The organism is Campylobacter sp. JMF_15 NE4 (genome assembly GCF_027737645.1).
GTDB lineage: Bacteria > Campylobacterota > Campylobacteria > Campylobacterales > Campylobacteraceae > Campylobacter_B.
Map to the genome: position 1 here is coordinate 610,401 of NZ_JAOVTY010000001.1, position 12,074 is coordinate 622,474.

The following is a 12,074-nucleotide window of genomic DNA, read 5'->3' on the forward strand; positions in this document are numbered from 1 at the left end:
TATCCATTATTAAAATAAAAGATAGATACTATCAAAAATTTAATAAATTTAAACTAAATATTTAACAATTATTATCAAAAGCCATATCAATTTCAAATTTCAAAAATGATAAAGTATAGCAAAACCTACCCTGCTCTACTCCCATAAACTTGGCTCCTGCGGATCTGTATAGCTGGATAAAATTTGATATGGCTGGTAGTCAAATTTGTATTTTAGGCTCATGCACTCACGCACTGCATAACCCAAATATATCCAGCGAAGATTAAATTTTTTCGCAATCTCAATCTGCTTTAAAAGTGAAAATTTCCCAAGGCTAAGATCGCTTCTGTATGGGTCGTAATAGCAATAAATCGAGCTTATCCCGTCTTCGACAATGTCGATCAAATCGACGCAAATCAGCCTGTCAAACTCATCGTAATACGAAATTTCCTTGCCGAAATTTCCATATCCCTCCACATAAATTTCATAGTATTTCTCAGGCGTGATATTTTGGCGCGGCCAGCCCTTTTTTTCGCTCATATAGTTATGATAAATTTCGAAAAGCTCCAAATGCTCGCCGTCTAAAATCGGTGCTGAAAAGCCAAGAGTGGTTTTTTCGTTTTTTTTATAAACTCTGCGGTGAGATTTGGAAAATTTGAAATTTCTCGCATCTACTCTCAGACTTTTGCACTCATCGCAACCCGCACAAATGGGCTTTTGGAAGTAATTCCCAAAGCGTCTGTATCCGTGAGTGACTAAATTTGAATTATAAGAATACGAAGCGTTTTTGACAAAAATGTATTCATTTCTAGCTGATTTTCCCTGCAAATACGGGCAGGGAAAATCGAGCGTGCAAAACGGAATTTCAAGCATTAAATTTTTCTAATATTTGCGTTTTCGATATATTTCAAAAACTCGTCTTTTAGCCGATTTTCGCGCGCACTCACGCTCTCATCGCCTAAATCCTCATCTTTGAAAATATCTTTAAATTCATCGCGATTTGGGTTTGGTTTTGGCTTAGGTTTGGGTGGATTTTTCGCCTTTTCTTCTTTAATCATATCTTTTTTTATGCTATTTAGCGATTCTAAAAAATCCATTTGCGCTCCCTAAATTTCGGCTTCTCGCATGGCGGAAGCGATTGCAGCGACGACTTCGGTTTTTTTCGTATCGAAATCGTCCTTGGTGTTTGCCAAAATTTTGTCCAAATTTTTCTCGACATAGCTTGTATCGAAAAATCCCAGTCTAAACTCACGCGATTTGCTGATCGAGAGCAAAAATGGGATTATCGTGCGCACACCCTCTATGCGAAACTCCTTCAATGCCCTTTCTAGCTTATTTACCGCCAAGTCATAATCTGTGGTTTTGATGATGAGTTTAGCTAAAAGCGAGTCGTAAAATGGCGGAATTTTATAGCCTTTGTAAATATGGCTATCCACGCGCACGCTAGGTCCCAAAGCTGGGTAATAATCCTCGACTTTGCCAGGTGCTGGGGTGAAATTTTTCCATACATTTTCGGCTGTAATTCTCGCTTCGATCGCGTAACCGCGCGGTTTGATATCGCTTTGTTCGAGCTCTAAAATTTCGCCGTTTGCGATACGGATCTGGCGCACGACGATATCCACGCCAGTGATTTCCTCGGTGATTCCATGCTCGACTTGAATTCTGGTATTCATCTCCATAAAATAGAAATTGTTGTAATCATCGAGCAAAAACTCCACAGTGCCGACATTTGAGTAATTCACGGCCTTAGCTGCGGCTACTGCGGTGATACCCATGGTCTTGCGCAAATGCTCGCTAATCGACGGGCACGGGGCGATTTCGATGATTTTTTGGTGACGGCGTTGGATTGAGCAATCACGCTCGCAAAGGTGGATAATGTTGCCGTAATTATCGCCGATGATTTGAAACTCGATATGGCGCGGATTGACGACGAGTTTTTCCATAAAAACTTCATCGTTGTTAAAATATGCCTTCGCCTCTCTGGTGCAAGATTCAAAGGCCGCTTCCATATCCTCTTCGCTCCAAACTTCGCGGATTCCACGCCCTCCGCCGCCGCCGCTTGATTTCAAAATCACCGGATAGCCGATTTTGCGGGCGTATTCTTTGATAGTTTCCATTGATTCGTTGTTTAATTTTTCGGTGCCTGGCACGATAGGAATACCATTTTTGCGCATTAAATAGCGAGCGATGTTTTTATTACCCATTTTGCGGATAACTTCTGGTTTTGGACCGATAAAGATAATCCCAGCGTCCTCAACCTCTTTTGCGAAATCATAATTCTCACTCAAAAATCCATATCCAGGGTGGATAGCGTCCGCACCGCTTGCTTTGGCTATTTCTACGATTTTTTTGGCGTCCAAATACCCAGTAAGTGGCTCTGTGCCGACCTCATAGGCCTCATCAGCAATTTTAACATGCAAGCAGTCTTTGTCAGGCTCGGTGTAAATCGCTATACTTTTTATGTGCAAATCTCTACATGCTCTAATAACCCTAACCGCGATTTCACCGCGATTTGCTATGAGAATTTTGTGTATCATACTAAAACACCTTTTTGTAAAAATAATATTGCGTATGATAGTATAAAAAATGTTATATCAAGTTGAAATTTAGGGGAAAAAGTCAAAATTTTAAAGGATTTTAGTGGTGCCCAGAGCCGGAATCGAACCGGCACGGAGTTGCCTCCGCCAGATTTTGAGTCTGGTGCGTCTACCAATTTCACCACCTGGGCTTGAATTAAAAATCGAGATTATACAAAAATTTGATTAAAATAAAATTAAGCCCCTAAATTTTGGGGCTTAAAGAGTAAGAAAAATTATTTTTTCTTTTTAGCTTTTGAAGCAGCAACAGCCTCTTTAAGTTGTTTGCCAACTTTAAATTTAACTACTTTTGTAGCAGGTGATTTGTAAGTTTTGTTTGTGCCAGGAACTTTACCTTCACGAGCAGCACGCTCAGCAATGCTAAAAGAACCAAAGCCAATGAAACTAATCTCATCGCCTTTAACTAATAGCTCTTTAATTGTTTCAAGAGCTTTATCTACTACTGCTGTAGTATCTTTTTTGCTTTGTCCTGCTTTTTCAGCAACAATACTGATAAAATCAGCTTTTTTCATAGAGTATCCTTTGTGATAAAGTGTAACGGCGACCATTTTACAATACTTTGATAAAAATTTCAATAGAATTTTGCGAATTTTTCGCTAAATTTGGCAAAATTTCACGAAATTCGGCAAAATTTTGCCCATTTTCACACTATTTGAAAAATAAATTTTTCATTTTTTCCCAAATTTACACAAATTTAGGCGCTAAAATTTTTTATAATCTTAAATTTGATATAATGCGCCCAAAATTTTAAATTTAAGGTAAAAATATGACAAAAATTTTGATGATAGAAGATGATTTGGAGCTGGCTGAAATTTTAAGCGAATACTTAGAACAATACGAAATCGACATTACCGTCGCAGATGACCCATTTATCGGACTTTCGAAGCTGAAATTAGAAAATTTCAACCTCGTGATTTTAGACCTAACGCTTCCTGGTATGGACGGGCTTGAAGTCTGCAAAGAAATCCGCAAAACCTCGAATTTACCGATTATCATTTCTAGTGCGCGCCACGATTTGACCGATAAAATCAATGCCTTTGATTTCGGCGCAGATGATTATCTACCAAAACCATACAACCCCCAAGAGCTTCTAGCCCGCATAAAACGCCATGTCGAGCGCTACAACACAGGCTCGATCAAACAAGCCGGTGAAAAAACCAACAAAGACATCGTGGTAGATGATTTTTCGCACATTATCACCTTTAAAGGTCAGCCTCTATCGCTGACAGTCGCTGAATACGATGTCCTCTCATATCTAGTCAAAAAAGAAGGCGGAGCAATCACGCGCGAAGAGCTCATTTACAATAGCTCCTCAATCAGCGAAGAATCCTCGCCAAAAAGCATAGATGTCATCGTCGGTCGTATCAGGGTCAAGCTTGGCGAAACCTCCAAGACACCGCAATATATCCACGCAATCAGGGGCGTGGGATACAAGCTCGTGCAATAAATTTTGAAATTTAAATATGAAATTTAGATCTTCGATTTTTTATACCATTACATTTATTTTCGCGCTTGCGACGATTGGCGTATCGCTCGCACTCATTTGGCTCATCGGATATGATAAACAAAACTACACCAGAGAGCTAAACACAAAATACTCCATAGTCGCGCGCTCGCACCTATACCAGATGAGCAGGCTCATCTCGCAAAACGAATTCCAAAGACAAATCGCAAATTTCGAATTTTCTAATATTACTGATGAAAATTTCATAAAACAACTAAACGAAAATGGCGAAATTTTAGATAGTATTTCGGCTGATATCGGCTCTGCTGATATTATAATGTATAACCGCAAAAACTACCTCAAAATCACCCACGCAAACGAGGTTAGAATTTTAAACGACAAAGAATACCAACCATATCGCTACGATATTTTTAGAGCGATTTATGGCGGAATTTTGGTGATTATTTTGCTCGCATACATTTTTATTATACGCAAAATCAAACCACTTCGCAAGCTAAAACGCCAAATCGATAAATTTGCCACAGGCGATCTAAATATCGCAAATGTCGCCACAGGCACAGACGAGATTTCCGAGGTTTCGCGCGCGTTTTACGGCGCAGTTACGCAGATCAACAAACTAAACGAATCGCGCCACCTATTTTTGCGAAACATCATGCACGAGTTAAAAACGCCCATTACCAAAGGTCGCATAACTGTCGAAATGATCGAAAAAAACAAATACCAAGAGCGCTTGTTATCGGTGTTTGAAAGGCTAGAAGATTTGATTAACGAATTTGCCGCAGTCGAGAGGGCGACTTCTGGGATTCCGCTTGGAGAACGCGGAATTTACTCAGCCAAAGAAATCATAAACGAAGCCCTAAAAATCGCAATGATAGGCGAAAATTTAGTAACCATAAATGCGCCAGAGGATTTGAAATTTAATGTAGATTTGAAGCTGTTTTCAATCGCTGTGAAAAATCTAATCGACAACGCAATCAAATACTCCACCGATCGCCATGTCATCATAAATGTCGCAGAAACCTTTGATTTCATCAGCAATTCGCCAGAGTTAGAGCAGGATTTCGAGCATTACAAAGAGGCATTTTCCAAGGGCTCAAACGCCAAACAAAGCTTCGGTCTTGGGCTATACATCGTCGATAATATCGCCAAATCGCATGGTTTAGCCTTTAAATACCGCAGAGAAAATGAAACAAATGTCTTTTATTTTGATAATATGAGTGAAATTTTACTCTAAATTTTAAGGCGATTTGATATATGATTGCAAAATTTTTTAAAAAGTGAGTTTATGCGAAATTTAATATTTTTACTAGCATTTTTCGGTGTTTGTTTGTGTGCAGAGAGCTTCATCACAGATGAAGAATACGGAGCCATGCTCTACCAAAACCCCCGTGGAATCGGCTGTGATAAGTGCCACGGCGAGCGTGGCGAGGGACAGCTCATCGCAAAATATGAGGAATTTAACCGCTCAAACGAAACCTACTACGAAAAATCCCTTTTCGCGCCCAAAATCAACACCCTTTCACTGCAAGAATTAGCCGACGGAATCGGCGCTAGCAAGGACATTATGCCAAGCTATTTTCTTACAAAAGACGAAATTATCATTATTTACAAATATTTAAAAGCCAAAAATCAAACCCAAAAAAAGGACGAAAATGACAAACAAAACTGAATTTGCAAAGGCTATGAAATTTATCCCAGGTGGCGTTGATTCGCCTGTTCGCGCATTTGGAAGCGTAGGTGGTGAGCCATTTATGGTAAAAAAGGGCAAAGGCGCATATATCTACGATGTCGAGGGCAGAAAATACCTTGATTTCGTGCAAAGCTGGGGTCCGCTGATTTTCGGACACGCTGATAAAGATATCCAAAAAGCGGTTTGCGATGCAGCAAAATTTGGACTAAGTTTTGGCGCACCAAGCCCGCTAGAAACGAAACTTGCTAAGCTTGTTTTAGATAAATTTCCGTTTTTGGATAAAATTCGCTTCACTAGCAGTGGCACAGAGGCTACAATGAGCGCAATCCGCCTAGCGCGCGCTTACAGCGGAAAAGACGGCATAATAAAATTTGCTGGTTGCTACCACGGACACAGCGACTCGCTTTTGGTCAAGGCAGGTTCAGGGGCAACTACATTTGGGTATTCAAGCAGTGCTGGCGTGCCAGAAGATATCGCCAAAAACACATTTGTCGCTGTTTATAACGATATCCAAAGCGTCAAAGCGATTGTCAAAGCCAATGATATCGGCACCATAATCATCGAACCAATCGCTGGCAATATGGGCTTAGTGCCTGCAAAAGCCGAATTTTTAAGCGAACTTCGCAAAATTTGCGACGAGAAAAAAATCGTGCTAATCATGGACGAGGTAATGAGCGGATTTCGCGCTAGTGCGCGCGGAAGCTACGATGTGTATGGCATAGAGGGCGATATCGTAACCTTTGGTAAGGTAATCGGTGGCGGTATGAGCGTGGCAGCCTTTGCAGGAAAATCTGAAATCATGGATCTAATCAGCCCTCTTGGCGGTGTTTATCAAGCAGGCACGCTAAGCGGAAACCCAGTGGCAATGGCGGCTGGAATTGCGAGTTTGAGTAAAATTTATGCTAAGAAAAATTTATACAAAGATTTAAATTCACTCGCCAAACGCTTCATAAACGGCCTTAGCAAAGCCGCCAAAAAGCACGGTATCGCGCTTCAAACAGCCTGCGTGGGAAGTATGTTTGGGTATTTTTTCGCCGAAGATGAAGTAAATAACTACGACGACGCGCTCAAATCCGACACTAAGCGTTTTGCGAAATTTCACCGCGAAATGATAAAACGGGGCGTATTTTTGGCGCCAAGTCAGTTCGAAACTGGCTTTATTTGCGAGGCAATGAGCAAAAAAGATATAGATTTTGCCATAAAAATGGCAGATGAAGCAATGGCAAATTTGTAAATTTTGGAATTTAAGGCGAGGTTATGAAATACACAAAAAACCTGCACAAGGTCGTCCCGGTCGCATACGATGTGAGCCTTGGGATTTCGATAGTCGTCGCAATCGCCATTGGCGTGGGGCTTGGGCTGTGGCTCAAATCCCTAACCGGCTCATTAATCGTATTTTGGGTTTGCGTGTGCTTTGGTATAGCTGCGGCGTTTTTAAATGTCTATAAGGCGTTTAAGGGGCTAAACGAAAGCCTCAAAGAGCTTGAAGACGATCCCAAATACAAGGCCGCAAAAGAGAATTTCGACGATGATGATTGGGACGAAAAAGAGTGAAAAAAGAAATTTTAAAAATCTACTTGATTTTTGATTTTCTAGTCCTTGCGCTTGGGGGCTTACTTTGCGCTTTTGGGGCGAAATTTGCCCCATTTTTCGCTAGTTCGCAACTCGGATTTTTCTGCTCGCTTGCGGTTGTGTTTTTTTCGCACAGAGCCTACGCACTGCGCCTCGAAGATGAAATTCGCTCTGGCAAATACGACAAAATCGCTAATGATGAATTTGATGATGAAAATTTAGCCAAGCCCAAAAAAAGCGCGGTCAAATCAAATTTTGCCACCGCATTTTTTTCGCCATTTAAAATTTTATCCTATCTCGCGCTAATTTTTGGAATTTGGCTTTTGGCTAAATTTAATCTTTTAAACCCGCTTGCGCTAATGCTTGGCGTAAGCGTAATCCCGCTAGGCACGCTCGTTTTTGTGTTTTGTAATAAAGAGTAAAATTTTACTCTACAATTGCAAAGAAATGCGAAGCATTTCCGTAAAAATAAAACCAGCTAAATTTGGGTTGAATTTTGAATTTAAATTTCCCTGGATTGCTTCGCCGTGCAAGCACGGCTCGCAATGACAAATTGTGCGCAAAATTTGCTAATCTGTCATTGCGAGATTTACGAAGTAAATCGAAGCAATCTACGAATTTAAAATTCCCGTCGCGAAATTTGCAAAATTACTGACCCGAAATTTTAAAAAACAAAAACAATCAAAACTACACAAATTTGGCTAAAAATATAAAGAATTATTAATTCAAATTTCGCTAAAATGATGAGTTTTGAAAAGGAATTTTATGGATTACAACACGCTAAAAAAAATATTTTTTAAATTTCAGCCAGAAACTGCACACCATATCGCAGAATTGGGGCTTCGCACACTAAGTGCAGTTCCGTTTGGACTGGAAATTTTAGCCAAAAATACAACCTTTAAAGATGAAATTCTAAATCAAAAAATCTGGGGGTTAAATTTTGAAAATCCGCTTGGAATCGCCGGTGGATTTGACAAAAACGCAACCATGCTAGCCCCGCTTTACGCCCTTGGATTCGGGCATGCTGAGTTTGGGACATTTACGCCAAAACCCCAACCAGGCAACGCCAAACCGCGCCTTTTTCGCCTAGTCGAAGAGGAAAGTATCCAAAACGCAATGGGCTTTAACAACGAGGGCGCCGAGGCTATCGCAAATCGCGTGCGCAAAATTTACCCAGCCAAATTTCCGCTTGTCGCAAACATTGGCAAAAACAAAATCACGCCAAACGAAAACGCTCTAAGCGATTATGAAATTTTAACTCGCAAATTTGAGGGTCTTTGCGATATTTTCGAAATCAACATTAGCTCGCCAAATACACCAAATTTGCGCGCTTTGCAAGATGAGAGTTTCATAAAAGAAATTTTATCTATGATGAGAGGCATTACCAAAAAACCAATAATTTTAAAAATCGCCCCTGATATGAGCGCGCAAAAGGCCGTGTCGCTATGCTCGTGCGCCGTGAAAGCTGGGGCAGATGCCCTACTAGTAAATAATACTAGCATTGATTACTCGCTAACGCCCAAAGCAAGGGATTTTGGCGGAATTAGCGGCAGGTTAATCACGCAAAAATCGCGCGAACTTTTCCGCGCAGTTTCCAGCGAGCTATTTGGCAAAGCAGTGCTGATTAGCTGTGGTGGTATCGATAGCGGCGTCGAGGCCTACACCCGCATAAAAGACGGCGCAAGCCTAGTGCAAATTTTCACAAGTTTTATTTTCAAAGGCCCTAAAATAGCCTATAATATCAACTCCGAGTTAGCTTCACTCTTGCGCCAAGACGGCCTTTCAAATATCACAGAAGCAATCGGTTTAAATTTAAAAAAATGAGGTTTTTATGTTTGCAAAATTCAATAAAATCACGCTAGAAAACGGCTTAACCGTCTATCACATACCAGTAAATTTAGGTAGCGATGTCATCAGCGTCGATCTATTTTACGATGTGGGCTCAAAGGACGAAGTCATGGGCAAAAGTGGCATAGCCCACATGCTCGAACACCTAAATTTCAAATCCACAAAAAATCGCAAAGCTGGCGAATTTGACGCCATTGTAAAAGGTTTTGGTGGCGTGAATAACGCAAGCACAGGCTTTGATTTCACGCACTATTTCATCAAATGCGAGCGCTCAAATCTAGCCACTTGCCTCGATTTATACGCAGATATCATGGAAAATTTAAAGCTCGAAGAGAGCGAGTTTTTGCCAGAGCGAAATGTGGTTTTAGAAGAGAGGCTTTGGCGCACGGATAACGATCCGTTTGGGTATCTGTTTTTTAGGCTGTATAACAGCGCTTTTGTTTATCACCCATATCACTGGACGCCGATTGGATTTAGAAGCGATATAGAGGGCTGGAAAATCGAGGATATCAGGGAATTTCACGCTAAATTTTATAATCCAAACAACGCAGCACTTCTAATCAGTGGCGATATCGATGAAAAAAGCGCGTTTGAACTAGCTAAAAAAAGCTTTTCGCATATCAAAAATCGCTGCGAAAAATCGCATGTTTGCGCGCCAGAACCAGAGCAAGACGGCGCTAGATTTAATCTCATACACAAAGACTCTCATGTCCAAATCGTGGCAACCGCCTTTAAAATCCCGCCATTTAACCACGCTGACGCAGCCAGCATAAACGCTCTTTGCGACTATCTTGGCGGTATGAAAAGCTCGCTTTTACAACGAATTTTAGTCGATGAGAAAAAGCTAGCCAATCAAATCGATGTCTATAATCTAGCCAGCAAACATGAAAATTTAATGATAATTTTCGGCGTTTGCAACGCTGGGATTAGCGGTGAGAGGCTAAGAGATGAAATTTTTGCTATCTTAGAAAACGCCAAAAATTCTCAAATCAGCGATGATGAAATCACAAAACTCAAAAATTCAGCCAAATCAAGCCTAATTTACTCCATGGATAGCGCTAGCAAGGTGGCTAGCATTTATGGCTCATATATCATCAGAGGCGATTTGGACGCGCTGTTTAGACTCCAAAGCGATATCGAAAACATCTCAGCGCAAAATTTAAACGAAACTATGAAAAAATATCTCAAATTTAAAAATTCAACCACATTGATTTTACGAAAGGAAAACGATGAATAAAAATGTAATTATCGGTTCAATGACCGCATTAATCACTCCGTTTAAAGATGGCAAACTTGACGAGCAAACCTACGCCAAACTCATAAAACGCCAAATCGATAACGGCATAAATGTCCTAGTCCCTGTCGGTACCACGGGCGAGAGCGCCACATTGACCCACGATGAGCACAAAGTCTGCATAGAAATCGCAGTCGATACCTGCAAAAACACAGGCGTCAAAGTCCTAGCGGGTGCCGGCTCAAACGCCACGCACGAGGCTGTGGATTTAGCTAAATTTGCGCAAGCGCATGGGGCCGATGGAATACTCTCTGTCGCGCCATACTACAACAAACCGACCCAAAAAGGCTTGTATCTGCACTACAAAGAGATTGCAAACTCTATCGAAATTCCAGTGCTTTTATACAATGTCCCGGGTAGAACAGGGTGCAATATCGACACAGAGACCATAATCAAGCTTTTTAACGATTGCGACAATATTTACGGCGTAAAAGAGGCAAGTGGCAGTATCGATAAATGCGTGGATTTGCTAGCGCATGAGCCGAAACTAAGCGTGATTAGTGGCGAGGACGCGATAAACTACCCTATCCTATCAAACGGCGGAAAGGGCGTCATCTCCGTAACTGCAAATTTATTGCCTGATTATATTTCAAAGCTCGTAAATTTCGGACTAAATAGCGATTATATCAAGGCAAAAGAGATTAATGATGATTTGTATGCAATAAATAAAATTCTCTTTTGCGAAAGCAACCCAATCCCGATAAAAGCGGCAATGTATATCGCTGGGCTAATGCCAGCTTTGGAGTATCGCTTGCCACTTTGCGAGCCTAGCAAGGAAAATTTAGCTAAAATTGAAGCTGTTATGAAACAATACAATATCAAAGGATTTTAATGATAGAAACTATCAACGAATTTAAAGGAAAAACCCTAGTAATCAGCGGTGGAACGCGCGGAATCGGTCGCGCGATTGTTTTGGAATTCGCCAAAGTTGGCGCAAATGTCGCCTTTACCTACAACTCAAACGAAGAGTTAGCCAAAACCCAAGCAGCGGAGTTAGAGAAGGAATTTGGCATAAAAGCAAGGGCGTACGGCTTAAATATCTTAGAGCCAGAGACCTACAAAGAGCTGTTTGAAAAGATCGACGCAGATTTTGATAGAGTGGATTTTTTCATCTCAAATGCCATTATTTCGGGTCGCGCGGTGGCTGGTGGATACACTAAATTTATGAAGCTAAAACCACGCGGGATTAACAATATCTTTACCGCGACCGTAAATGCCTTTGTCGTTGGCTCGCAAGAAGCAGCCAAACGCATGGAAAAGGTAGGCGGCGGCAGTATAATCAGCCTAAGTTCGACTGGAAATTTAGTCTATATCGAGCATTACTCAGGACACGGCACTGCAAAAGCGGCAGTTGAGGCTATGGCAAGATACGCTGCAACCGAGCTTGGCGAGAAAAATATCCGCGTAAATGTCGTAAGTGGCGGACCAATCGAAACAGACGCGCTAAGAGCTTTTACGAATTATGAGGAAGTGCGCGACAAAACAGCCGAACTAAGCCCACTTAATCGCATGGGACAGCCGACAGATTTAGCAGGTGCGTGCCTGTTTTTGTGTTCGAGCAAGGCTAGTTGGGTTACAGGTCATACATTTATCGTCGATGGCGGAACGACATTTAAATAAAATTTGGAA

Annotated in this window: 14 protein-coding genes and 1 tRNA gene; 10 read left to right on the forward strand and 5 right to left on the reverse strand. The window is 41.2% G+C overall.

Annotation, left to right across the window (positions count from 1 at the left end; all coding sequences use genetic code 11):
* Positions 1–135: 135 nt before the first annotated feature.
* From OFN98_RS03110 to OFN98_RS03130, 5 genes are all read right to left on the reverse strand, one after another.
* On the reverse strand, positions 136–852 hold the full coding sequence (locus tag OFN98_RS03110) for an arginyltransferase (RefSeq protein WP_270874609.1): 717 nt from the start codon (positions 850–852) through the stop codon (positions 136–138).
* Positions 852–1,076 (reverse strand): hypothetical protein, encoded by a 225-nt coding sequence (locus tag OFN98_RS03115; protein WP_270859463.1) that lies wholly within the window; start codon positions 1,074–1,076, stop codon positions 852–854. Before OFN98_RS03115 ends, OFN98_RS03110 begins: the two co-directional genes overlap by 1 nt.
* A gap of 9 nt (positions 1,077–1,085) precedes the next feature.
* Entirely contained in the window at positions 1,086–2,516 is a 1,431-nt protein-coding gene (locus OFN98_RS03120; RefSeq protein ID WP_270862426.1) for an acetyl-CoA carboxylase subunit A, read from the reverse strand.
* 104 nt (positions 2,517–2,620) lie between these two features.
* Positions 2,621–2,707, reverse strand: a tRNA-Leu gene (locus OFN98_RS03125).
* A gap of 84 nt (positions 2,708–2,791) precedes the next feature.
* Positions 2,792–3,088 carry an HU family DNA-binding protein gene (locus tag OFN98_RS03130; RefSeq protein WP_270859461.1) on the reverse strand — a complete coding sequence of 99 codons (297 nt, stop codon included), beginning with the start codon at positions 3,086–3,088 and terminating at the stop codon, positions 2,792–2,794.
* A gap of 254 nt (positions 3,089–3,342) precedes the next feature.
* Between OFN98_RS03130 and OFN98_RS03135 the strand changes: the two genes are divergently transcribed.
* The 10 genes from OFN98_RS03135 to OFN98_RS03180 all read left to right on the forward strand — a co-directional run bounded on the left by OFN98_RS03135 (position 3,343) and on the right by OFN98_RS03180 (position 12,065).
* Positions 3,343–4,023, forward strand: coding sequence for a response regulator transcription factor (locus OFN98_RS03135; RefSeq protein ID WP_270862425.1), 681 nt, complete (start codon positions 3,343–3,345; stop codon positions 4,021–4,023).
* 16 nt (positions 4,024–4,039) lie between these two features.
* Positions 4,040–5,275 (forward strand): ArsS family sensor histidine kinase, encoded by a 1,236-nt coding sequence (locus OFN98_RS03140; protein WP_270874608.1) that lies wholly within the window; start codon positions 4,040–4,042, stop codon positions 5,273–5,275.
* 51 nt (positions 5,276–5,326) lie between these two features.
* Positions 5,327–5,710: a c-type cytochrome gene (locus OFN98_RS03145; protein WP_270864475.1), complete on the forward strand. Its 384-nt coding sequence runs from the start codon at positions 5,327–5,329 to the stop codon at positions 5,708–5,710.
* Positions 5,694–6,965, forward strand: coding sequence for a glutamate-1-semialdehyde 2,1-aminomutase (hemL, locus tag OFN98_RS03150; RefSeq protein WP_270870644.1), 1,272 nt, complete (start codon positions 5,694–5,696; stop codon positions 6,963–6,965). Before OFN98_RS03145 ends, hemL begins: the two co-directional genes overlap by 17 nt.
* Positions 6,966–6,988: 23 nt before the next feature.
* Complete coding sequence (locus tag OFN98_RS03155; RefSeq protein ID WP_270859456.1) at positions 6,989–7,285, forward strand: AtpZ/AtpI family protein; 297 nt, start codon at positions 6,989–6,991, stop codon at positions 7,283–7,285.
* A complete protein-coding gene (locus OFN98_RS03160) occupies positions 7,282–7,725 on the forward strand; it encodes a hypothetical protein (protein ID WP_270874607.1) in 444 nt (147 codons plus the stop codon). The genes OFN98_RS03155 and OFN98_RS03160 overlap by 4 nt, the downstream gene beginning before the upstream one ends.
* 343 nt (positions 7,726–8,068) lie before the next feature.
* Complete coding sequence (locus OFN98_RS03165) at positions 8,069–9,127, forward strand: quinone-dependent dihydroorotate dehydrogenase (RefSeq protein ID WP_270874606.1); 1,059 nt, start codon at positions 8,069–8,071, stop codon at positions 9,125–9,127.
* A gap of 7 nt (positions 9,128–9,134) precedes the next feature.
* On the forward strand, positions 9,135–10,388 hold the full coding sequence (locus OFN98_RS03170) for a M16 family metallopeptidase (RefSeq protein ID WP_270874605.1): 1,254 nt from the start codon (positions 9,135–9,137) through the stop codon (positions 10,386–10,388).
* The gene (gene dapA, locus OFN98_RS03175; RefSeq protein WP_270859452.1) at positions 10,381–11,277 is read left to right on the forward strand and encodes a 4-hydroxy-tetrahydrodipicolinate synthase; all 897 of its coding nucleotides are present in this window, start codon (positions 10,381–10,383) and stop codon (positions 11,275–11,277) included. The genes OFN98_RS03170 and dapA overlap by 8 nt, the downstream gene beginning before the upstream one ends.
* Positions 11,277–12,065: an enoyl-ACP reductase gene (locus tag OFN98_RS03180; protein ID WP_270868015.1), complete on the forward strand. Its 789-nt coding sequence runs from the start codon at positions 11,277–11,279 to the stop codon at positions 12,063–12,065. Before dapA ends, OFN98_RS03180 begins: the two co-directional genes overlap by 1 nt.
* The last annotated feature ends 9 nt before the right edge of the window (positions 12,066–12,074 follow it).